At 60.5% G+C, this 21,070-nt stretch carries 21 protein-coding genes; 16 read left to right on the top strand and 5 right to left on the bottom strand.

Going from position 1 to position 21,070, the window contains the following annotated elements:
* Window position 1: 1 nt before the first annotated feature.
* From ACK9YZ_RS22795 to ACK9YZ_RS22785, 3 genes are read right to left on the bottom strand one after another with little or no spacing between them, the layout of a single operon-like run.
* On the bottom strand, window positions 2–301 hold the full coding sequence (locus ACK9YZ_RS22795) for a TrbC/VirB2 family protein (RefSeq protein WP_416067659.1): 300 nt from the start codon (window positions 299–301) through the stop codon (window positions 2–4).
* A 14-nt stretch (window positions 302–315) separates the two neighbouring features.
* Window positions 316–960, bottom strand: coding sequence for a type IV secretion system protein VirB1 (locus ACK9YZ_RS22790; protein WP_416067658.1), 645 nt, complete (start codon window positions 958–960; stop codon window positions 316–318).
* 3 nt (window positions 961–963) lie between these two features.
* Window positions 964–1,500, bottom strand: coding sequence for a hypothetical protein (locus tag ACK9YZ_RS22785; RefSeq protein WP_416067657.1), 537 nt, complete (start codon window positions 1,498–1,500; stop codon window positions 964–966).
* Window positions 1,501–1,598: 98 nt separating this feature from the next.
* Between ACK9YZ_RS22785 and ACK9YZ_RS22780 the strand changes: the two genes are divergently transcribed.
* Entirely contained in the window at window positions 1,599–1,949 is a 351-nt protein-coding gene (locus ACK9YZ_RS22780) for a MarR family transcriptional regulator (RefSeq protein ID WP_416067656.1), read from the top strand.
* Between the two features lie 392 nt (window positions 1,950–2,341).
* Entirely contained in the window at window positions 2,342–4,963 is a 2,622-nt protein-coding gene (mgtA, locus tag ACK9YZ_RS22775) for a magnesium-translocating P-type ATPase (protein ID WP_416067655.1), read from the top strand.
* A 32-nt stretch (window positions 4,964–4,995) separates the two neighbouring features.
* Here the strand turns inward: mgtA and ACK9YZ_RS22770 are convergent, their stop codons facing one another.
* Window positions 4,996–6,588: an AAA family ATPase gene (locus ACK9YZ_RS22770; RefSeq protein WP_416067654.1), complete on the bottom strand. Its 1,593-nt coding sequence runs from the start codon at window positions 6,586–6,588 to the stop codon at window positions 4,996–4,998.
* Window positions 6,589–6,722: 134 nt separating this feature from the next.
* On the opposite strand from ACK9YZ_RS22770, the gene ACK9YZ_RS22765 reads away from it, so the two are divergent.
* A complete protein-coding gene (locus ACK9YZ_RS22765; protein WP_416067653.1) occupies window positions 6,723–7,571 on the top strand; it encodes a 3'(2'),5'-bisphosphate nucleotidase CysQ family protein in 849 nt (282 codons plus the stop codon).
* A 9-nt stretch (window positions 7,572–7,580) separates the two neighbouring features.
* Here the strand turns inward: ACK9YZ_RS22765 and ACK9YZ_RS22760 are convergent, their stop codons facing one another.
* Window positions 7,581–8,564, bottom strand: a complete 984-nt coding sequence (locus tag ACK9YZ_RS22760; protein ID WP_416067652.1) for a zinc-dependent alcohol dehydrogenase family protein — start codon at window positions 8,562–8,564, stop codon at window positions 7,581–7,583.
* A gap of 181 nt (window positions 8,565–8,745) precedes the next feature.
* Here ACK9YZ_RS22760 and ACK9YZ_RS22755 point away from each other — a divergent pair, with 181 nt between their 5' ends.
* From ACK9YZ_RS22755 to ACK9YZ_RS22695, 13 genes are all read left to right on the top strand, one after another.
* Window positions 8,746–9,102: an SPW repeat protein gene (locus ACK9YZ_RS22755; RefSeq protein WP_216759495.1), complete on the top strand. Its 357-nt coding sequence runs from the start codon at window positions 8,746–8,748 to the stop codon at window positions 9,100–9,102.
* A gap of 31 nt (window positions 9,103–9,133) precedes the next feature.
* Entirely contained in the window at window positions 9,134–10,393 is a 1,260-nt protein-coding gene (locus ACK9YZ_RS22750; protein ID WP_416067651.1) for an MgtC/SapB family protein, read from the top strand.
* A gap of 389 nt (window positions 10,394–10,782) precedes the next feature.
* Complete coding sequence (locus ACK9YZ_RS22745; RefSeq protein WP_183800806.1) at window positions 10,783–12,108, top strand: ABC transporter substrate-binding protein; 1,326 nt, start codon at window positions 10,783–10,785, stop codon at window positions 12,106–12,108.
* Window positions 12,109–12,209: 101 nt separating this feature from the next.
* Complete coding sequence (locus ACK9YZ_RS22740) at window positions 12,210–13,178, top strand: carbohydrate ABC transporter permease (protein ID WP_416067650.1); 969 nt, start codon at window positions 12,210–12,212, stop codon at window positions 13,176–13,178.
* Window positions 13,175–14,128: a carbohydrate ABC transporter permease gene (locus ACK9YZ_RS22735; RefSeq protein WP_216759499.1), complete on the top strand. Its 954-nt coding sequence runs from the start codon at window positions 13,175–13,177 to the stop codon at window positions 14,126–14,128. Before ACK9YZ_RS22740 ends, ACK9YZ_RS22735 begins: the two co-directional genes overlap by 4 nt.
* Window positions 14,125–14,337, top strand: coding sequence for a hypothetical protein (locus ACK9YZ_RS22730; RefSeq protein WP_216759500.1), 213 nt, complete (start codon window positions 14,125–14,127; stop codon window positions 14,335–14,337). Before ACK9YZ_RS22735 ends, ACK9YZ_RS22730 begins: the two co-directional genes overlap by 4 nt.
* A gap of 3 nt (window positions 14,338–14,340) precedes the next feature.
* Window positions 14,341–15,438, top strand: a complete 1,098-nt coding sequence (locus ACK9YZ_RS22725) for an ABC transporter ATP-binding protein (protein WP_416067649.1) — start codon at window positions 14,341–14,343, stop codon at window positions 15,436–15,438.
* Window positions 15,431–16,438, top strand: a complete 1,008-nt coding sequence (locus ACK9YZ_RS22720) for an ABC transporter ATP-binding protein (RefSeq protein ID WP_416067648.1) — start codon at window positions 15,431–15,433, stop codon at window positions 16,436–16,438. The genes ACK9YZ_RS22725 and ACK9YZ_RS22720 overlap by 8 nt, the downstream gene beginning before the upstream one ends.
* 48 nt (window positions 16,439–16,486) lie before the next feature.
* The gene (locus tag ACK9YZ_RS22715; RefSeq protein WP_416067647.1) at window positions 16,487–18,127 is read left to right on the top strand and encodes a dihydroxyacetone kinase subunit DhaK; all 1,641 of its coding nucleotides are present in this window, start codon (window positions 16,487–16,489) and stop codon (window positions 18,125–18,127) included.
* A 48-nt stretch (window positions 18,128–18,175) separates the two neighbouring features.
* Window positions 18,176–18,766 (top strand): dihydroxyacetone kinase subunit DhaL, encoded by a 591-nt coding sequence (gene dhaL / locus ACK9YZ_RS22710; RefSeq protein ID WP_416068483.1) that lies wholly within the window; start codon window positions 18,176–18,178, stop codon window positions 18,764–18,766.
* On the top strand, window positions 18,763–19,161 hold the full coding sequence (dhaM, locus tag ACK9YZ_RS22705; protein WP_216759504.1) for a dihydroxyacetone kinase phosphoryl donor subunit DhaM: 399 nt from the start codon (window positions 18,763–18,765) through the stop codon (window positions 19,159–19,161). The genes dhaL and dhaM overlap by 4 nt, the downstream gene beginning before the upstream one ends.
* Window positions 19,161–19,505, top strand: coding sequence for an HPr family phosphocarrier protein (locus ACK9YZ_RS22700; protein WP_416067646.1), 345 nt, complete (start codon window positions 19,161–19,163; stop codon window positions 19,503–19,505). The genes dhaM and ACK9YZ_RS22700 overlap by 1 nt, the downstream gene beginning before the upstream one ends.
* Entirely contained in the window at window positions 19,489–21,069 is a 1,581-nt protein-coding gene (locus ACK9YZ_RS22695) for a putative PEP-binding protein (protein ID WP_416067645.1), read from the top strand. The genes ACK9YZ_RS22700 and ACK9YZ_RS22695 overlap by 17 nt, the downstream gene beginning before the upstream one ends.
* Window position 21,070 lies beyond the last annotated feature (1 nt).

Here is a 21,070-nt window from a genome sequence, read left to right as displayed (position 1 = left end):
GTCAGCCACCGACGATGGTATTGACCAGTTCGGTGGCACCGAAAATGCCGCCGATGCCGATGATCCAGAAGCCGGCGCGGCGGAGATCCATGTAGCCGAACATCCAGGCGATGCAGATGATGATTACCGCGATCACAGCCAGCAGGCGGGCGATATTGCCTGTGAGCATGGTGACGATATTTTGCAGCACAGTCTCGATGCCGGCGGATTGGGCAAAGGCCGGCTCGACCAAGCAGGCAATGATGGTCAACGCCATGAGCGTTGAGGCGGCAAGGGGTCGAAGGCTGGTTCGAGAATTCATTCGCTTTGCTCCAATCAGTCATTCTGGAAAACGAGAACCGACGATCGCCGTCTGGGACTGAACACGTCCCATGATGCGGCTGCTTCGGCTTTTGAGACTTGCCTTGGGAGAGGCTGAGCTGGTTGATCGCGAGGTCGCCCGGCGTGGGCGCCATCCTCATCGGGTTCCCCGATGTTGAGAGATGTGAGTGTCGGGGAAAGCCGCTTTGCTTCCCTGCGCACCTGCTCGTCATATTTGACGATCGCCCCAACGCTCGGATCGTCTCGTCCGTAGTAGGACTGCAGCATCACATTCTCCGCCTGTGCCGGAACGGCACCGACTTTCAAAGCGAGATGGTAGTAGCCCTCGAGAAGGCTCGCAGTCGCCTTGAGGTTCAGGCACGGGTCGAAGGCGTCAGAAACGGAGAGGTTCAGTTTCCGAAGTTTCTCGACATCGATCCCGCCAAGTCCGATCTGGATATCCTGGTGATCGGCAATCAAGGACGTGGCCAGTTCGATTGCCTCAGCCTTGCTTGCTGGCTGCGCAGCAAGAGGCACGCCGCTGTTGATGCGGATGGCTAAGGGAAGGAACTTGCTCTCCAGGCTCACGACGCCGGCGAGCATTTCCACCTGAACCATCGGTGCGCAGCTCCGAGCGATGTCGACGAACGCGGCACTCATCGCTTAGTACCAGACGCGCCGCTGGCCGACGCCGTCTATAGTCACGTCGACGTAGTGCGGCTGCGGCCGCATGTTCGGGCGCGCGATCGGATAACCCATGCATTGAAGTCGGCCGCCTTCGCGCTGCCAACGTGGTGACAGGACCGAATTTACCCCGCCGTAATTATCGCGATCATAGGAGCAAAGCGAACTGCTCACATGCTGAAGCGAGGTTGAGACACAGGTTGCCTCCTGAACCCGTGGCCCGTAGCTGCTCGACAACCGATAGCCAGCATCGCAATAATAGGGCTCGTAACCGGGGCGCGAGCTATGAAACCCGACGCCGCTGCACGTTGGAAACGAGTGGCCCTTTGCAAGCTCACTCCAGAGTTTCTGGATCGGAGGCCGGCATTCCGCATATTGGCTTGGCCCCCCTGGATTGGAAAGGCACAGGATAACCTGGCATCCCCAATCATCAGCCCGCGCATTGCTGGTGGAAATCAGGTAGGATGGTAACATGCACGAGATCGAAAGCAGGATATTCAGCAGAAGGCTTTTCATGGAATTGACCCTCCGAGGCGATAGCGGCCCTTTGCGGAAGCACTGTCCAGCTCCAACGAAGCGCCTTTTAATTGACGTATATAACACAGTTAAATAACATGACAAGAGCGCTCAAGACACAGTGGCACAACCTCGCCTTCTCCGGACTCATCCTTCATGAGATCCTTGATCATCCGCTTGAAGACGAGACCCCGCAGGCACGGCTGAAGCAGATCGGCATGATGACCATCCTCTACACTATGAGTTTGGCCCATAAGAAACTAACTCTTTCAAATATAATCGAAGTTACGGAATTGACACGAAGTGGGGCGAAGGAGACGGTCAATCTTCTCGTAAAGCGGGGAATGCTGAATGAGGCGATGGTGACGAATTCCATGGGTCGGGGAACCGCGCGGCAATTCGAGATCTCCACCGATCTTTTGAAGAAGCTGAGCTCCTTCGCAGGTTGAAGGATCTGGATTACACTGGTTTATTTTCGGCAGTAAATTGGACGTATCGTCGAATCAAGACGCCGCAAAGTGTCGGCATCAGAAGCGCTTGTCTTGAGGGGCAATATTCTTGGAGGGACCAAGGCTCAGCGAACCTGCATGAAGAGGGCCTTGCGATTGACGATAACCGGGGGACACGCCTTGACGGTGGCCAGGGTCCGTCTTTCGCGCATGGCACGCCTGACATTCGCCTGACCGCTTTTCGTGTTCCTGGAAGCCGACAAATGCGGAGCGCCCGCAAGCGTTGCGGCAATGTTAAAATACCGAACGATCCGTGACCGTAGAATTGACGCGGGTCAATGTCGCAAGCTGTGCGCAGGGCAAGCTCTCCCGACGATCCAGGGAGCGGCGACATGGACAATTCGGCTGATTCCGGCACCACCTATCTCGACAGGAGCACAGGCAATCAGCGCCCCTACTGGGCGCTGCCGCTGCCGGAGCTTCTGCGAGAGCTCAAGTCGAGGCCCTCCGGCCTCACATCGGCGGAAGCGAAAGCGCGGCTGCAGGTATATGGAGCGAATACCGTCGATGCCGCCGGCGACGCGGGTGCGTTCCGCACGCTGCTCAAGCAATTCGTCAGTCCGCTCGTCCTCATCCTGATCTTTGCCGCCATCGTCGCGGCAAGCGTCGGGGAACTGCATGATGCACTGATCATCGGCTGCATCGTTCTCGCAAGCTGCCTGCTCGGATTCACCCAGGAATATGGGGCAAGCCGTGCCGTCGAATCCCTGCGGAAAAGCATATCGCTGTCGGCGACCGTGCTGCGCGACGGCACTGAACGGGCAGTTCCGGCCGCAGCGGTCGTGCCGGGCGACGTGATCAGTCTTTCGGCTGGCAGTCTCGTGCCGGCGGATGCGGTGATCCTGTCGTCTCGAGATCTGAATGTCAGCGAGGCGGCATTGACCGGTGAGACCTTTCCGGTCGGCAAGGCTCCCGGCATCTCGCCGCCTGAAGCCCAGATCGGCAACCGCCTCAACTGCATCTTTACCGGCACCTCCGTGCGAAGCGGTACGGCGACCGCCCTCGTCGTCGCCACCGCCGGCCGAACCGAATTCGCGACGATCGCCCACGCGGTGAGGCGTCAACTTCCGGAGACGGAATTCTCCCGCGGCATTCGCCGCTTCGGCTATCTGATGACACAGATCATGCTGGCGATCGTCCTCGTCGTCTTCGTCGCCAATCTCCTGCTGCATCGACCACTGATCGACTCGCTGCTGTTTTCGTTGGCGCTCGCCGTCGGCTTGACGCCGGAGCTGCTGCCGGCGATCATCAGTGTCACGCTGGCGCGCGGTGCCCGGGTGATGGCCAGGCAAGGCGTCATCATCCGCCGCCTGGAGGCGATGGAAAATCTTGGCAGCATGGACCTGCTTTGCACCGACAAGACAGGTACGCTGACGGAAGGCGTCATCCAGCTCAACGGCTGCGTCGACATTGCCGGGGAGGCTTCCGCCCGGGTGCGCCTGCTCGCATCGCTCAATGCAAGCCTGCAGACCGGCCTGAAAAACCCGCTTGACGATGCGATCCTTGCATCGGGTAGTGCTCCGGACGAGATGGCGCACTATCGCAAGGTGGATGAAATTCCCTACGACTTTGCCCGCAAGCGACTTTCCGTCGTCACCCGAGGGGAAGACGGGACCGACCTCATCTGCAAGGGTGCCGTCGCCAATATCCTCACCGTCTGCACATCGGCCAAGGCCGGCGCGATAACACGGCCGCTTGACGCACCGCTGCACGACGCCATCGAGAAACGCTACCGGAACTGGAGCGAGGACGGCATCCGGGTGATCGCCATTGCCACGCGCCGGTTCCCGGCGGGAAAAACGGGATACGGCAAGGACGACGAGTCCGGGCTTTGCCTGGAGGGTTTCCTGCTGTTCCTTGACCCGCCGAAAGCCGGCGTGAAGGAGGCTCTCGCCGGTCTGAAGCACCGCGGCATTCACATCAAGATCATTTCCGGCGACAACCGTTACGTTGTCCGGCATCTGGCCGAAACCATCGGCCTGAAATCCCCCCATCTCCTGACCGGCAGCGAGATCGCCGCGATGAGCACTGACGCGCTTTTTGCCCGCGCGCAGAAGACAAATCTCTTCGTTGAGATCGATCCCAATCAAAAGGAGCGGATCATCAAGGCCCTGCGCCGCGCCCGCCATGTGGTCGGTTATCTCGGCGACGGCATCAATGATGCACCGGCGCTGCACGAGGCCGATATCGGCATCTCCGTCGACAGCGCCGTCGATGTCGCCCGTGAGGCGGCCGATATCGTGCTCCTGCGCCGTGATCTCGACGTGCTGGCGCGCGGTATCGACAATGGCCGGCAAACCTTCGCCAATACGCTGAAATATATCTCGATCGCCACCAGCGCCAATTTCGGCAACATGATCAGCATGGCGGTCGCCTCGCTTTTCCTGCCCTTCCTGCCGCTGCTCGCCAAGCAGATCCTGCTCAACAATCTTCTGGCCGACATACCCTCCATGGCAATTGCCACGGACCGCGTCGAACATGCCGATGTGCTGCGCCCGAAGCGATGGAATATCGCTGCTATTCAGCGCTTCATGCTCTGCTTCGGCCCGATCAGCTCGCTCTTCGATTTCCTGACCTTCGGTTTCCTGATGTTCTTCTTCGGGGCAACCGTCGATCAGTTTCGCACCGGCTGGTTCGTGGAATCGCTGGTCACGCAACTTGCAACCATGCTGATCGTGCGCACCACTGCCGCAAGCTGGAAGAGCCGGCCGAGCCGGCTGCTCTTCGGGACGACGATGCTCATCGGCATTGTCGCCATTGCCCTGCCCTACCTGCCATTTGCCGGCACTTTCGGCTTCGTACCCCTTCCACTGCCCCTGCTTGGCGGCCTGCTCGGTATTTCGTTGGCCTTTGCCGTGACCCTCGAAATTGCAAAGCGCTTCTTCTTCCACCGGCGCGATGACAAACATGGCTCACTGCGGGGGGCCGCTGGTCATAGTTCACCAACGGCGTGAAGCCGACCCCTGCGGACCCTCACTGCAGCCGGTCAGAGAGCAGTATTGGGATGGCTTGGAGAAACCGTGCGGGCTGCGGCATTTGCGCGGACGGGTTCTGAGCCATTCGTCCCGATGAGATGGATGATCTCGTCGGCGATCCTTTCCGCAGGCCGGGTGGCATCGAGACGCGGCCATGCAACGGCCCCTGTATCATGCGCAAGCTGATGCGCCAGGATATCGACCGTCGCGTCGGAGGGGCCGCCGCTCCGTGCTGCAACGCGCCGCAGCAGCAATGCCGGATCAGCTTCGAGCCAGAAGGCTGAGAAGGGATGGTGACATTCTTCTGCCGCTTGCTCGATCATACGCCGGTTGGCCGGCTTGTCGAAGACCGCATCGGCCACCGCGCAACCGCCTTCCGCGAGGATGAGGCGGGCTCGCCAAGCCATCTCCTCATAGACCTTTGTGGAAATCTCGGGCCGATATGCAGCCTGCGGCAGCCTGGTCTCGGCTGGAACATCATGCATCGCCTTGCGAATACGGTCGCTTTCGATAATGCGCGCGCCCGGCGCCTGACCAATGCGCGGCGCCAGCGCTTCTGCAAGCGTCGTCTTTCCCGATCCGCTGAGGCCGCCGATGGCCACGAGCCGTCCTGCCACCGGCTGCAACAAGGAGCGGGCAAGCTGGAAATAGGAGCGCGCCTCGCCGGCCAGCATCGCCGCCCGCTCGCCCGCGTCTTCCGCCTGGGTGGCGGTGACATGCGCGCGCACGGCCGCACGCACGGCGATGAAGAAAGGCAGCGCGGCAAAGCCGTCTTCCTCATCCATCTCGTCGAGATAACGGTTCATCACCAGATTTGCGAATTCGGGATGCCCGCGGTGACAGAGGTCCATCAACAGGAAGGCGAGGTCATAAAGGATATCGGTCGTTGCGATCTGGTCGTTGAACTCGATGCAATCGAACAGGCACGGTTGGCCATCGAGCAGGAAGATATTGCGAAGATGCAGGTCGCCATGACAACGCCGAACCTTGCCCGCCTGTTCACGCTGGTCCAGCAGGCCGGCAAGCTGGGTCAGACGGCGGTCGAAGGCCGCTGTCAGTTCGCCAACCTCGTCGGGTGAAAAAACATGGCTGGTCGCAAAGCCGGCCTCGTTGACCTTCAGGACGGCAGCCATATTGGCCGCGCCCGAACCATCATGGATGATCGGGGCGAGACGGTGGAACCGGACGATCGCCTTCGCAAGCGAGGTCATCATCGATGGTGTCAGCCCGCCTGACGTGGCGATGCGGTCGAGCAACAGCGACTGATCGAAACGCCGCATCTCCACCAGCGCGTCAACCAATTGGCCCTGGCCGTCGAGCGCAAGATTGCCATTCCCCTCCAGCGTGATCGTCCTGACGCCGAGATAGATGCCGGGCGCGGTCAGCGCATTCAATTCGACTTCCTTGCGGCATGCCGCCAGCCGTATCTCCGGGGAGGAGAAATCGGCATAGGGCAACTTCACGGCGCGCTTCATCTTGTAGGCCCGCTCTCCTACCAAAAAGATCCGCGATATATGTGTCTCGATCGTTTCGACGGGCGCTGCATTCCGAGACAACGCGTTCTTCAGAAAGGAAATGGTTGCCGACTGGTCTTCGGTGATCATCTGCAGACCTTTCAATTGCCATATAGCCTTGCAAGCATTGCGATCCTCCCGGGACAACGCATTGACCCGCATCAATGATCGGATCGTCGTCGCAGAATAGGAAAGAATAGACATCGTGCAGTTGGCGCGGAGATATGATGGATCTGTTTTCAAGAAGGCAGCTTGTCGAAACACTGATCCCGATCATTCGAAAGGCCGGCAAGGCCGCGCTTGAGCTGCAGAAGGATGACCTTGCCGCCAGAACCAAGGACGACGGCACGCCCGTCACCGCCGCCGATCTTGCCAGCCACGCGATCCTTCGCGCGGCATGCCTGGCATCCTTCCCGGCAATCCCCGTCATCAGCGAGGAGGATACTCCTACTGCCGGGGCCGGTCAGGATACGAATGCCGCAATCCTCCTGATCGATCCGCTCGACGGCACCAAGGAGTTCATAAAAGGCAGCGACGAATTTGCCGTCAACATTGCTCTGGTCGAAGACGGGCGCGTCAGCGCCGGTCTGATCTATGCGCCTGCCCGCGACCGGCTCTTCTTCTCCTGGGGTGCCGGGCTTGCCTTCGAACAGACCGCCGCCGGCCTTCGACGCAAGCTCCCGTACCGCCTCGCGCCGAGGCCTCAGCCGATTGCCCTCGTCAGCCGTTCCCATTGCGATCCGCGGACCGAAGCCCTTCTCGCGGCACTGCAGCCCTGCGACGTGCAAGCAATGGGATCGTCGCTGAAATTCGCGCTGGTGGCTGCCGCCGAGGCCGATTTCTATCTGCGGCTCGGTCCGACGATGATCTGGGATTGCGCTGCCGGCCAGGCGATCATCGAGGCTGCGGGCGGCGCAGTTCTGCGGGCTGACGGATCGTCGCTCGCCTACCGCTCCAATCGCGCACAAAAAGTGGACGGTTTCATTGGTGCACGCACGCCGCAGCTTGCGGCGCGCGTGGTTACCGCCATGAAGGCGCTCGAAAGCGAAACCGGCGTCGCCACATCCCAATAGCGCCGCCACTCAAGGCTTCAGGACGGCCGCCCCGCTCAGACGACCGGCGCGCAAATCGTCGAGCGCCGCATTGGCGTCGGCAAGCGGATAGGTTTTCGTGTGGGTCCGGACAGCTGCCTGATAAGCGACGGGGAAAAATTCCTCAGCGTCCTTCCTCGTCAGATTGGCGACCGAAACCACGGCTCGCTCCCCCCATATCAGGGCATATGGCATTGCCGGCAGGTCGCTCATGTGGATACCTCCGCAGACGACCTTGCCTCCCTTCCGCACCCCCTTCAATGCGGCCGGCACGAGCTCGCCGACGGGCGCAAAGATGATCGCCGCATCGAGCGCGACGGGCGGCGGCTCATCCGAGCCTCCTGCCCAGACGGCGCCGAGTTCGAGCGCGAAGCGTTGCGCTGCCTCGTCGCCTGGGCGTGAGAACGCGTAGATCTCGCGACCCTGCCACCGGCAGATCTGCGCGATGATATGTGCGGCCGCCCCGAACCCGTAGAGCCCGATCCTCTTGCCGTCACCGGCCTTCTTCAGCGAACGCCAGCCGATAAGGCCGGCGCAGAGAAGCGGAGCGAGGGCAACGGGATCGGCCGCACTATCGAGCACAAAGGCATAATCGGCATCCGCAACCACATGGGTGGCAAAGCCCCCGTCACGCGTGTAGCCGGTAAACTGCGGCTCATCGCAGAGGTTTTCCTCTCCGCTCCGGCAGAAGCAACAGCAACCGCATGTGTGGCCGAGCCAGGGCACGCCGACCCTTTGACCGATGCGCGACGGCGCGATCCCCTCCCCCACCGCCTCGACGATGCCGACGATCTCATGGCCGGGAATGAGCGGAAGCTTCGGGTTGGCGAGATCGCCATCGCAGACATGAAGATCCGTCCTGCACACGGCGCAGGCCTCGACCTTGAGCATCAGCTGCCCCGCTGCCGGCACAGGATCAGGTCGGTCCACCGCACGCAGGGGCACACCGATCGCTTCCAGGATCATTGCCTTCATAAGCTGCTCCTTATCTCGAGAATGTCATGATCCCGAACCCACGGCAAACGGTCATTGACGGTTGTCAAAAACAGGCCATGTGCGCCCATAGAAATTTCTTCACCGCGAAGATTTTGATCCGGCGCAATGAGGCAGGCCGCCAGTTGTGATTGGCTTTCGTGAAAAACAGGGAGATCGAGAAATGGACCGTCGTCGTTGGCAAGACCACAGCGCCTTCATCATCGGGGTATGGCTTATCGCCTCCCCCTGGGCACTTGGAAGCTTCAGTCCGGACTCCGTGCCGCTCGGCATTGACGCTTGGAATATCCTCGTCTGCGGCGTCGCCGTCGCCATCCTCAGCGCTGCAGCATTCGCCTCCTACCGTCTATGGGAGGAGTGGGGTAATCTCCTGATCGGTATCTGGCTTGTTGTTTCGCCATGGATGCTCCACAACGCCGAAAGGCCGCTCTTCGTCTGGAATGCCGTGATCTGCGGCTTCTTTCTTATGGTTCTCGGCATCTCCGTTCTTCGCAACGCGAAGGCGCGAGAAGACCTCTGAAGAAACGTACGGCGGCGATCGGACCTCGGACATGTCGGCACTGGTAATGATGGAAGCATTTCAGCGCCTCAGTCTGGCGCTTGCGATCGGTATCCTCGTCGGCATCGAGCGCGGCTGGCAGGAGCGCGAGGCTGCGCCGGGCAAAAGGGTCGCGGGCATCAGAACCTATGGCCTCTCAAGTTTCCTCGGCGGCCTGTGCGGATTCCTCCAGCCTATGACAGGAGCGATCCTGCCCATTGTTATCTTTGCGTTCTTCTGCATCACGATCCTCGTGTTCAGCATCTTGCAGGCGTCCCGCGATGAGGATTACAGCGCAACGGCTGCCATTGCGGCAATCATGGTATTCGTACTGGGTTTTTCCGCCGTCGTTGCCGACATGACGGTGACCGCGGCAGGTGCCGTTGCGATAACGGTCCTTCTTGCGGCGCGCGAACCGCTGCATGGGTTCCTTCGACGATTGACCTGGCTTGAGCTCAGGGCGGCCTTGATCCTGCTGACGATGACGGTCGTCGTCTTACCGATCCTGCCCAACGCCCCGATCGATCGCTGGCAGACGATCAATCCTTTCGAGCTCTGGATGATGACGATCCTCGTCGGAGCCGTATCCTTCGCCGGTTATGTGCTGATCAGGCTCACCGGCGCACGTGCCGGCATCTTGATGACGGGCGCAAGCGGCGGCATCGTCTCTTCGACAGCCTTGACGCTTTCCTTCGCCCGCCAGTCGTCGCAGACGCCTGGACTGTCCCATCTGCTTTCGGCCGGTGCAATGCTGGCGGGGGCGGTCTCCCTCGCCCGTACGCTTCTGATCTGCAGCGTCGTTGGGCCAACCGTTCTGAAGGAGCTTGCACCGTTGGTCGCTCCGGCGGCCGTCGTCTTCGCCATCGCCGGCGGCCTTATCGGATCGTTGCGGCGTAGCGACGATACTCCCGATTTTTCACCGAAAAACCCGCTGGAGATCATGGTCGCGCTTCGTTTTGCCCTTGTTCTGGCCGTTGTAATAATCTTGACGCGGGCGACGCTGATCGTCTTTGGAACGCAATCGCTACTTGCCCTTGCCTTCATCACCGGTCTCGGAGATCTCGACGCAATAACCCTCTCGGTCGCCAAACTGTCATCGGGCCAACTGTCCGCGGACGCGGCGGCTTACGCCATCGCGGTCGCCGCCTTCGCCAATCTTCTTGCAAAAGCAGTGCTTGCTGCAAGTATCGGCAGTTTCGCCTTTGCAGTCCGACTGGCGATCGCAACGACCGTCGCCGCTCTTGCCGGAATGGCTGGATTTCTTTTGGCATGAGCGCGGACAGACCTTGCGGCCGGTTTCTCTTTCAACCCGCAATCCCCGCCGGGATCCGTCTGCGCGGACACCAGTCGATCTCCCTTCAATAGATTGATCATACGCGGCGCGTTCCCTCCTGCCCATAGCGTCGTTCCGACCTCCGGGCATCACGCCGGCAGCCCGCCTGCGCGGCACGCCAGGGTCCTGAACTGTTCAACAGGCCAGCAATCTGCATCATCACGAGATGGATGACCGGACCGCGACGATTGTTACTTGCAATGTTTATAAAATCGTCTATCACTAAACATATTGCTAAACATGAGGGTTGAGGAGTTCATGTAGGCATTTTCTGAAATTGGTGGACTTGCATGTCGGCGGGGAGCCGGCTTTGGTTCTGGGAGGAACGTATGCAAAAGAAATCGAAAGCCCTTCTCGGGCTGGCCTCGGCATTTGTCATGTCGTCGGCGCTGCCCAATCTCGCAAAAGCTGACCAACTGACACTCTGCTGGGCGGCCTGGGACCCGGCGAACGCGCTGGTCGAACTCTCGAAAGATTTCACCGCCAAAACCGGCACCGAAATGAAGTTCGAGTTCGTGCCGTGGACCAGCTATGCCGACCGCTTTCTCAACGAACTGAACTCTCACGGAAAGCTCTGCGACCTGATCATCGGCGACAGCCAGTGGATTGGCGGCTCGGCCGAAAACGGCCACTACGTCAAGCTCAACGACTTCTTCGACAAGGAAGGCATCAAGATGGATGACTTCGTGCCGGCGACGGTGGTTGGCTATTCGGAATGGCCGAAGAATACGCCGAACTACTGGGCGCTGCCTGCCATGGGCGACGTGGTTGGCTGGACCTATCGCAAGGACTGGTTCGAGCGGCCGGAACTGCAGAAGGAATTCAAGGAAAAGTACGGCCGGGAGCTCGCCGCACCCAAGACCTACGACGAACTGAAGCAGATCGCCGAGTTCTTCCAGAAGCGCGAAATCGACGGGAAGACTGTCTACGGTGCTTCGATCTATACCGAGCGCGGTTCCGAAGGCATCACGATGGGTGTAACCAACGTGCTGTATGACTGGGGTTTCCAGTACGACAACCCTGAAAAGCCCTACGAAATGCAAGGGTTCGTCAATTCTGCCGATGCGGTGAAGGGGCTGGAATTCTACAAGTCGCTCTATGATTGCTGCACTCCGCCCGGCAGTTCCAATGTCTACATGGTCGAGTCGGCCGATGCCTTCAAATCCGGCCAGGTCGCGATGCAGATGAATTTCGCCTTCACCTGGCCCGGCCTCTATAAGGACGAGAAGGTGGGTGGCGACAAGATCGGTTTCTTCCCCAATCCGGCTGAAAAGAAGCACTTCGCTCAGCTCGGCGGACAGGGCATTTCGGTCGTTTCCTATTCCGACAAGAAGGATGCCGCCCTGCAATACATCAAATGGTTCGCCCAGCCGGAGGTGCAGGCGAAATGGTGGCAGCTCGGCGGCTATTCCTGCCTGAAATCGGTGGTGAACGCCCCTGATTTTGCGTCCAGCCAGCCTTATGCCCAGGCTTTCCTAGACTCAATGGCGATCGTGAAGGATTTCTGGGCCGAGCCAAGCTACGCAACCCTCCTGCAGGACATGCAGAAGCGCGTTCATAACTATGTCGTGGCCGGCAACGGCACCGCGCAAGAGGCGCTTGATGGCCTGGTGAAAGACTGGACCGAAGTCTTCGAGGACGATGGCAAGATCTAGTGTCCGGCTGGACGCGCAACCTTCTTGCCAGAATGGCGGCCCGGCTCGCCAAGACTGCCGGGCCGCCACATGTCTCATATACGCGAAGACCAGGTGACACCTTGAACATTTCCTCTTCATCCATGGTCGAGAAGGCTGCGGACGCAACTGCAAGGGCGACGCCGACATCGGTTGTCCGCCGCCTCCGCGGACTATCCGATCGAGCGATCGCCTGGGTCTTTATCGCGCCCACCATTATCCTGCTTCTCGCCATCAACATCTTTCCGCTGATCTGGGCGATCTATCTGTCGTTCACGAATTATCGCGCCAACCGTCCGAATGCGCCGGTCCTGAACGTTGGATTGGGCAATTACGAGCGGGTGCTCAACGACCCCGACATCTGGCAGGCGATGCAGACGACGGCGCACTTCGTCTTCTGGACGATCCTGCTGCAGACGGTCATCGGTTTTGCGCTCGCCTATCTGATCGACCGCAAGTTTCGCGGCCACGCCTTCTGGACGACGCTGATCCTGATCCCGATGATGCTGTCTCCAGCCGTCGTCGGCAACTTCTGGCGCTTCCTCTACGAGCCGCAGATCGGTCTCTTCGCCTATGCCGTTTCGCTGGTCACCGGCATCCCGACAGCCGACATCCAGATGCTCGGCAGTGTTTCGCTGGCACCGTGGGCGATCATTATCGTCGACACCTGGATGTGGACGCCGTACGTCATGCTGATCTGCCTGGCAGGCCTGCGTTCCATCCCCGATTATATTTATGAGGCAGCCGAGGTGGACCGCGCTTCCGCCTGGCGGCAATTCTGGTCGATCACCGTGCCGATGGCGCTGCCCTTCATCATGCTTGCGGTGCTGTTTCGCGGCATCGAGAATTTCAAGATGTTCGACATGGTGACACTGCTGACAGGTGGTGGCCCGGGCTCGACCACCGAGGTTGCCTCCATCACCTTGAAGCGGGCCGCCTTCGAGAGCTGGGCAACCGGACGGGCGTCGGCCTTTGCCATTGTCCTCTTCGTTGCCGTGTTCGGTCTTGCGAACATCTACGTCAAGGCACTCAACAAGGTGAAGCAGCGATGAGCTCGGTTACCTCAGCCCATTCGGTCGTCGAGCCGAGCCCGACCAGCAAGCGGATCGCCGGCGCCATCGTGATCCTCTACGCGCTGATCACGATGATCCCGCTCGTCTGGATTTTCCTGACCAGTATCAAATCTCCGCCGGATTCCATCAGCTATCCTCCGAAAATCGTCTTTGCGCCGACCTTGGAAGGCTACTGCAATCTGCTGACGACGAGAACGCGCCAGACACCGGAATACATCGCCTCCCTGCCTGCACCGACCGGCACCTGTGATGAGGTGACCCGCAAGCGAAACATGGTCATTGCGGGTCCCTCGAATTTCCTGCCACGCTTTGCCAATTCTCTGGTGATTGCCTTCGGCTCGACGTTTCTGGCCGTATTGTTGGGAACCTTGGCCGCCTACGGCTTCTCCCGTTTCAGGGTGCCGCTCGCCGACGACCTTCTGTTCTTCATCCTGTCGACGCGCATGATGCCGCCCATCGCGGTCGCCATACCGATCTATCTGATGTACCGCGAGCTTGGCCTCTCCGACACGGCGCTGGGCATGATCCTGCTCTACACGGCAGTCAACGTCTCGCTCGCCGTCTGGCTGCTGAAAGGCTTCATCGACGAGATCCCGCGCGAATATGAAGAGGCTGCGATGATCGACGGCTACACCCGGCTGCAGGCCTTCTGGAAAGTCGTCCTGCCGCAGGCAACCACCGGCATCGCCGCCACTGCGATCTTCTGCCTGATCTTTGCCTGGAACGAATATGCCTTTGTCGCACTGCTGACCTCGGGTGAAGCCCAGACGGCACCGCCATTCATCCCGACCATCATCGGCGAAGGCGGCCAGGACTGGCCCGCCGTTGCTGCGGGAACAACAATCTTCCTGATCCCGATCCTCGTCTTTACCATTCTGCTGCGCAAGCAGCTCCTGCGCGGCATTACCTTCGGAGCGGTTCGCAAATGACCCATCTCAGCGAGACCCCACGTCCATCCCGCCCGAAGCGCCCCTTCTTTTTGCGCCGGGGGCCTATGGAGAACATCGCGACCGCCTTGATTGCCGTCGGTTTCCTCATGCTCTTCCAGCCGTTCCTTCTCGTGCTCTATACCTATTCGTTGGTAACGCTGCTCGCAGGCACCGCCATGTTCATCATCGTCTCGAAGTTTCCGGAGTGAACCATGGCGGACATCAGGATAGAAAATCTCCGCAAGCAGTTCGGCAGCTTCGTGGCGGTGCAGGATTCGAGCTTCGTCATCCATGACGGCGAATTCCTGGCACTGCTCGGCCCCTCTGGCTGCGGCAAGACGACGACGCTTCGCATGATCGCCGGCCTGGAATTGCCGACCAGCGGCAAGATCTACCTTGATGGGGAGGACGTCACCTTCAATCGCGCCAGCGCCCGCGACATTGCCTTCGTCTTCCAGCTTTTTGCGCTCTATCCCCATATGAATGTGCGCAGGAACATCGGCTTCCCACTCCTGTCGCAAGGCATGCCGAAGGCTGAGATCCGTCGGCGCGTCGAGGAGACTGCGCGGCTGCTCCAGATCGATCATATCTTGAACCGGTCCGTCTCCGGACTTGCTGGCGGCGACCGCCAGCGCGTGGCTCTCGGCCGCGCGATCGTGCGCCGCCCGAAGTGTTTCCTGATGGATGAACCGCTTGGTACGCTGGACGCCGAATTCCGCGAGGTGATGGTCCATGAGCTGCGCGAACTGCATAATCGCATCCACGCGACGACGGTCTACGTGACGCATGATCAGCATGAGGCGATGGCGATGGCCGACAAGATCGCGGTCATGAACCATGGCATCATCGAACAATTCGGCACGCCGCAGGAAATCTACAGCAAGCCGGCCACCATGTATGTTGCGGATTTCATCGGCTCGCCGCCAATGAATTTCATGCGCTTCACGTCAGGTCTCCAGTCGGGAGCGCAGTCGATATCGCTCAACGGCATCGACGTCAGCGTTCCCGAGGTGCACCAGGATATGGCCGAGTCGGAGCTTGCGCTCGGCGTCAGGCCCGAACATATCCGCCTCAGCGACGCGTCACCGTTGCGCGGAGCCGTCTATGGCAGCGAATATCTCGGAACCAATCAGGTCGTGGCAATCGAGACATCGAGCGGCGTGATCAAGGCACGCGTTCCGGCAAACCGCGACTTCCGTATTGGCGAAACGGTTGGTCTTGAGTTCAATCCGGCTAAGCTTGCCCTGTTCGACTGCAAATCGGGCCGCGCCGTTGCTTCGGCGCTCTACTCGGAGGCCGAACATGGCTGACGTCGTTCTCGAGGATCTTAGCAAGCGTTTCGGTGATACACAGGCTCTGGCTGATCTGGATCTCTCGATCCGAGACGGTGAATTCGTCGTCCTGCTTGGGCCAACGGGCGCCGGCAAGACGACCACGCTGCGCCTTATTGCCGGCCTTGAGCGTCCCGACGGCGGTCGCATCGAAATCGGTGGCCGCAATGTCGCAGGCGAAGCTCCCGCTGAACGGGATGTCGCCTTCGTTTTTCAACAATACTCGCTGTATCCGCATATGACGGTTTACGACAACCTTGCCTTTCCGCTGCGCGCCCCGGCGCGCCGGCTTGCGAGCCAAGAAATCGACCGCCGCGTCCGGGACATTGCGCGCATGGTCAGGATCGATCACAAGCTGGAGAACCGTTCGACACGTCTGTCGGGCGGCGAAATGCAGCGCGTTGCGATCGGCAGGGCGCTGGTGCGCAGGCCTGCCATTTATCTGATGGACGAACCGCTCTCGTCGCTCGACGCGAAACTGCGCGCAGAACTGCGCCTGGAACTGAAGCGCATCCAGACAGAACTCGGCTCGACCCTGCTCTATGTAACTCACGACCAGGTCGAGGCGATGACCATGGCGGATCGGATCGGCATTGTCTCGGAAGGACGGCTGTTGCAAGTCGGAACGCCGCGCGAAATCTATGGCAATCCGGCCAGCCTTCATGTCGCCGCGCGCCTTGGCCAGCCACACATCAACCTATTGCCGGCCGATCTTCTTCCTGGTGCGAATCCGCCGCCGGGAACGAAGACGATCGGCGCGCGAACCGAGCACCTTGATATCGTCGTCGATCAAAACGCCAGTGCGAAGATCGACTGGATCGAACATCTGGGGGACCAGAACCACCTTCACATCAAGGTGCGCGATCACAAGCTGGTCACGCTTGCCGATCCATATCTCGCAATCCGGCCGGGTGATCGAATAAGCTTGACGCTGCGCGATCCGCTCTATTTCGACGCCAGTGGCCAGCGCCTTGGATAAGCAACTGAAAGAAACGAACTCATTGGCATAAAAGACGGATCTGTCTCCATGAAACACTTCTTCAACCGCCGGGAAACCATTGTCACCGAAGCCCTGGACGGCCTGCTCCAGACGAGCAGCGCCGGTCGTCTCGCCCGTCTCGACGCGTTTCCGGAGATCAAGGTGATCCTCCGGGCCGATTGGGACAAGTCGAAGGTCGCGATTATCTCAGGCGGTGGGGCGGGGCATGAGCCCTCACATGCGGGCTTCGTCGGCAGGGGCATGCTCACTGCAGCTGTATCCGGTGAAATCTTTGCCTCGCCGAGCGTCGATGCGGTGCTGACGGCGATCCGCGCCGTAACCGGCCCCAAGGGCGTCCTGCTGATCGTCAAGAACTATACGGGCGATCGCCTTAATTTTGGTCTCGCCGCCGAAAAGGCACGTGCCGAAGGTTTCGACGTCGAGATGGTCATCGTTGCCGACGATATCGCGATCCCCGGCATCATCCAGCCCCGCGGCGTTGCCGGTACGCTGTTCGTGCACAAGATCGCCGGCTATCATGCCGAGGCCGGCGCCGGGCTCAAGACGGTGGCGGGCCTGGCGAGCGCTGCAGCGGGCAGTATCGTCTCGCTCGGCATGTCGCTTTCGACCTGCAGCGTGCCGGGCCAAACGCATGAGGATCGACTGGGCACCAATGAAGGCGAACTCGGTCTCGGCATTCACGGCGAGCCCGGGGTTGAGCGTATTTCCCTGCAGCCGATTGCCGATCTGGTCGCGACGATGACCGAGCGACTGGCGGCGAGGCTCGAGGATACGGCAGATCATGCGCTGCTGATCAACAATCTCGGCGCCGTGCCCCCGCTTGAAATGGGGGTCATCGCCAACGCTGTCCTGTCGTCGCAGATCGCCAACCGTGTTCGGCTTATCATTGGGCCGGCACCGATGATGACCGCTCTCAACATGAACGGCTTTTCCCTGTCGCTCATTCGACTGGACGCCGACCGTGAAGCGGCCATTAGGGCCACCGTCGAACCCCATGCCTGGCCGCCCGCGACCGAACGGCACGAGATCGTTATCCTTCCTGCGCCTCAACGGGCGTCGCGACAGGGCGAAGCAGTACCCGCCAGCGACAATAGGAACAATCGTCGCCTCGTGACTGCGCTTTGCGAGCATCTGATTTCGCTCGAGAGCGAGCTTAACCGCCTGGATGGCCGGGTTGGTGATGGCGATACCGGCTCCACCGTTGCGACCGGAGCCCGCAGCATTCTTGCCCGCATCGACACACTTCCACTGAAAGATCCGGCCGCGACAATGGCCTCCATCGGCGAAATCCTGAGCACGAGCATGGGCGGCTCCAGCGGTGTCCTTCTCTCGATCTTCTTCACGGCCGCATCCAAGTCCATGGCAGAAAAGGACGATTTCGCCGCTGCCCTGCTTGCCGGCCTTGATCGGATGACGTTCTATGGAGGTGCTGTTGTGGGCGACCGCACAATGGTCGACGCACTGGCTCCCGCGCTTGCCGCCCTTTCATCAGGGGACGTCGCAGCCGCGGCAAGAGCGGCGGCGGCAGGTGCTCGGTCGACAAGAGCGATGCGACAGGCAAGGGCCGGTCGTGCCTCCTACGTCGGTGAAAAGGATCTCGAAGGCGTGCCCGATCCCGGTGCTGTCGCCGTGGCAGGCGTTTTCGAAGTGGCGGCAGCGCTCGTATGAGCTCCGAACGCGGGAGGGTTTTGGGTGCAGGCAGAACCGGTTCTTCTCATGGGATTGATCGAAGCTTGCCGTGCGACGATCGCAGCAAACAGCGAGCACCTGTGTGCGCTTGATCGCGCCATTGGTGATGGCGATCATGGAACGAACATGCGACGTGGCTGCGAAGCGGTGAGCGCCGAGGACGCCTCCGTTTCAGCCCTTCCCTTGCCTGACGCGCTTGAGAAAATCGGCCTGACGCTCGTCATGAACATCGGCGGAGCGGCAGGCCCGCTTTACGGGACGCTGCTCATGGAGATGGGCCGCGAGCTCCGTACCCCGGATGAGGAGAGGGATTTTCCGTCGGCGTTGAAACAGGCGATCAACGCCGTCGCGCGTCGTGGCCGCTCACACGCCGGGGACAAGACGCTTCTTGATGTTCTCTATCCCGTTCAGGACGCGCTCGCACATCGATTGCCTTTGACGGACATCGCACGCCAGGCCGAACTTTCTGCCGAGCTGACTGCTGCGATGAGGGCCATGCGCGGGCGGGCCTCCTATCTCGGAGACCGGTCGATCGGCCATGTCGATCCGGGCGCCTCAAGTTGTGCGCTGCTGACAACGGCGATCTGCCGCTACCTCGAGGAGTACCGACCGGTATGAATGGGAACAGGCCTAACGTTGGGATTGTGATTGTTTCCCACTCGCCTCTGGTTGCACGTGGCACCGCCGATATGGTGCGGCAGATGGTCGGCGACAGTGTGCCGCTTGCCTGGTCGGGCGGCAACAGTCACGGCGAACTTGGAACGGATGCCCGCGGCATTCTCAACGCCATCGAGGAGGCCTGGTCTGACGCAGGCGTTGCCGTCTTCGTCGATCTTGGGGGAGCTGAAACCAACAGTGAAATGGCGGTAGAGATGCTCGGCCTGCCGCGGTCGAAACAGGTATCGATCTGCAATGCGCCCGTCGTGGAGGGCGCTGTTATCGCGGCGGCCGAGGCTTCCGGCGGCGCATCGCTGACAAAGGTCGTTGCGACGGCAGAGGAGCTGTCACCCTGATGAGCGGCGGATTGCGCATGGGAAGCCTTGAGGGCGAGCAGATACATACAAGCTGCCAGACGGAGGTCGAGGTCAAGCATGGTGTAGGGTTGCATGCTCGGCCCTCGGTTACATTCACGCGGCTTGCAAAGTCGTTTCCCTGCTCGATCGAAGTCGCGATCAACGGCAGCGATGTCTGGCTGAATGGCAAGAGCATCATCAAGATCATGGGTGCCAGGATCCGCAAGGGATCGTTGCTCAAGATCCGCGCCGAAGGGATCCTCGCCGAGGAAGCGATCCGCGCATTGAAGGGCCTCGTCGAGCGTAACTTCGATGAGGAAAAGAAGCATGGCCGCACAGCCTAGACTGAAAGCCACGAGTGCATCGCCGGGCGTTGCGACCGGACCGGCCTATGTCGCGACGCCGATGGCTGCTGCCGCGTCGCCGCCATCACACCTTTCCGGCCATACCGAACTCGGCGATGCCATTGAGAAGGCCATCCGCGACCTACGCGCCCTTGCGGCCGGGACAGACCCAGAGAGTGGCGAAATCATCGAGTTTCAGATCGAAGTGCTCCAGGACCCGACCTTGATGGAGATGGCCGGCGCGCGGATCGATGCGGGCGAAAATATAGTGTTTGCCTGGGTCGGAACACTCGATGCCTATATTCGCGAACTGGAATGCGCAGAGGAAGACCAATTGCGGGCGCGTGCGGTCGACATTCTCGACGTCAAGAATCGTGTCCTGTCGATCCTTACCGGAACGCCGATCGACGACTTTCCGGCCGGCTCCATCTATGTCGGAAAAGACATGGAGCCCAGTCGGTTCCTCGCACATGACTGGTCGGCTGGTGGGGGCATCGCTCTTTATGCGGGCAGCGCAGTCGGCCATGTGGCACTGCTTGCCAGGTCCCGCTCGGTCCCGATGGTCATTGGCGCCGGTCGCTTCACAACGGCGAAGGGACAACACATTGGCGTTGACGGCGATTCTGGTATCATCATGCTTCAGATAGCCAAGCAGAGCGCGACGACGGCTCCGCACGACCATCGCCTGACAAGCATGGCATCGGCAGCCGACAACGGCATTTTGCACACGGCAGACGGTTGCCAGGTCCTGCTGGCCATCAATGTCAATGCCCCCGAAGAAATCGATGCGATCGACGTTGCAACAACCGCCGGCATCGGATTGATGCGTTCGGAATTCGCCCTGACGTCGCTTGGGGATGCTGCAAATGAAGAAAAGCAGTTTGCAATCTACCGCCGTCTGCTGGATTGGGCAGATGGCCGGTCGACGACAATTCGCATGCTGGATATAGGCGGCGACAAGCCGCTCGCCGGATTGATTGACGTACCCTCGCTACGCGGTATCCGTCTTCTGCTTGCCCGGCCGGAGATCGCGCGTGTTCAAGCCCGCGCGCTTTTGCGTGCGGCAGTCTTCGGCAGTCTTCAGATCATGCTGCCGATGGTGATGTTTCCATCCGACGTCGATGATATCAGGCAGATCTATCGCGAAGAATCCGACGCGCTCTCCCGACGGGGGGTGCCGCATCGCATGCCTCCCGTCGGGATGATGGTAGAAGTCCCGGCCGCCGCGCTCATGCTGGACAAGTTCGAAAGTGCAGACTTCTTTTCGTTTGGGACGAACGACCTTGCGCAATATCTCGTCGCATCGCCACGCGAGGATGCCGAATTCGCGCTTTACCAGGCCAAGGCGGTGCCGGCCGTCCTGCGCCTGCTGACCCAGGCCATAAGACTCGCCGGAAAAAAACCGGTCAGCATCTGCGGCGACATGGCCGGGGATCCATCCCTGACTGCGGCTCTGCTTGCCGCAGGCATACGGCATTTTTCCATGGCACTCGCTCAACTTCCCGCGATAAGATCGGCGATCGTCGGCCTGAAGGCAGATGGCACAAAGGCAGCCGGAGAATAGG

Origin of the sequence: Rhizobium sp. ZK1, assembly GCF_047782645.1 — a bacterium.
Lineage (GTDB): Bacteria > Pseudomonadota > Alphaproteobacteria > Rhizobiales > Rhizobiaceae > Rhizobium.
This window is presented reverse-complemented; position numbering and strand designations above follow the sequence as displayed.

What these genes read in the sequence shown, in the direction of transcription:
- ACK9YZ_RS22795 (WP_416067659.1), bottom strand. Translation starts at nt 301, where the DNA reads ATGAATTCTCGAACCAGCCTTCGACCCCTTGCCGCCTCAACGCTCATG.
- ACK9YZ_RS22790 (WP_416067658.1), bottom strand. Translation starts at nt 960, where the DNA reads ATGAGTGCCGCGTTCGTCGACATCGCTCGGAGCTGCGCACCGATGGTT.
- ACK9YZ_RS22785 (WP_416067657.1), bottom strand. Translation starts at nt 1,500, where the DNA reads ATGAAAAGCCTTCTGCTGAATATCCTGCTTTCGATCTCGTGCATGTTA.
- ACK9YZ_RS22780 (WP_416067656.1), top strand. Translation starts at nt 1,599, where the DNA reads ATGACAAGAGCGCTCAAGACACAGTGGCACAACCTCGCCTTCTCCGGA.
- mgtA (WP_416067655.1), top strand. Translation starts at nt 2,342, where the DNA reads ATGGACAATTCGGCTGATTCCGGCACCACCTATCTCGACAGGAGCACA.
- ACK9YZ_RS22770 (WP_416067654.1), bottom strand. Translation starts at nt 6,588, where the DNA reads ATGATCACCGAAGACCAGTCGGCAACCATTTCCTTTCTGAAGAACGCG.
- ACK9YZ_RS22765 (WP_416067653.1), top strand. Translation starts at nt 6,723, where the DNA reads ATGATGGATCTGTTTTCAAGAAGGCAGCTTGTCGAAACACTGATCCCG.
- ACK9YZ_RS22760 (WP_416067652.1), bottom strand. Translation starts at nt 8,564, where the DNA reads ATGAAGGCAATGATCCTGGAAGCGATCGGTGTGCCCCTGCGTGCGGTG.
- ACK9YZ_RS22755 (WP_216759495.1), top strand. Translation starts at nt 8,746, where the DNA reads ATGGACCGTCGTCGTTGGCAAGACCACAGCGCCTTCATCATCGGGGTA.
- ACK9YZ_RS22750 (WP_416067651.1), top strand. Translation starts at nt 9,134, where the DNA reads ATGTCGGCACTGGTAATGATGGAAGCATTTCAGCGCCTCAGTCTGGCG.
- ACK9YZ_RS22745 (WP_183800806.1), top strand. Translation starts at nt 10,783, where the DNA reads ATGCAAAAGAAATCGAAAGCCCTTCTCGGGCTGGCCTCGGCATTTGTC.
- ACK9YZ_RS22735 (WP_216759499.1), top strand. Translation starts at nt 13,175, where the DNA reads ATGAGCTCGGTTACCTCAGCCCATTCGGTCGTCGAGCCGAGCCCGACC.
- ACK9YZ_RS22730 (WP_216759500.1), top strand. Translation starts at nt 14,125, where the DNA reads ATGACCCATCTCAGCGAGACCCCACGTCCATCCCGCCCGAAGCGCCCC.
- ACK9YZ_RS22725 (WP_416067649.1), top strand. Translation starts at nt 14,341, where the DNA reads ATGGCGGACATCAGGATAGAAAATCTCCGCAAGCAGTTCGGCAGCTTC.
- ACK9YZ_RS22720 (WP_416067648.1), top strand. Translation starts at nt 15,431, where the DNA reads ATGGCTGACGTCGTTCTCGAGGATCTTAGCAAGCGTTTCGGTGATACA.
- ACK9YZ_RS22715 (WP_416067647.1), top strand. Translation starts at nt 16,487, where the DNA reads ATGAAACACTTCTTCAACCGCCGGGAAACCATTGTCACCGAAGCCCTG.
- dhaL (WP_416068483.1), top strand. Translation starts at nt 18,176, where the DNA reads ATGGGATTGATCGAAGCTTGCCGTGCGACGATCGCAGCAAACAGCGAG.
- dhaM (WP_216759504.1), top strand. Translation starts at nt 18,763, where the DNA reads ATGAATGGGAACAGGCCTAACGTTGGGATTGTGATTGTTTCCCACTCG.
- ACK9YZ_RS22700 (WP_416067646.1), top strand. Translation starts at nt 19,161, where the DNA reads ATGAGCGGCGGATTGCGCATGGGAAGCCTTGAGGGCGAGCAGATACAT.
- ACK9YZ_RS22695 (WP_416067645.1), top strand. Translation starts at nt 19,489, where the DNA reads ATGGCCGCACAGCCTAGACTGAAAGCCACGAGTGCATCGCCGGGCGTT.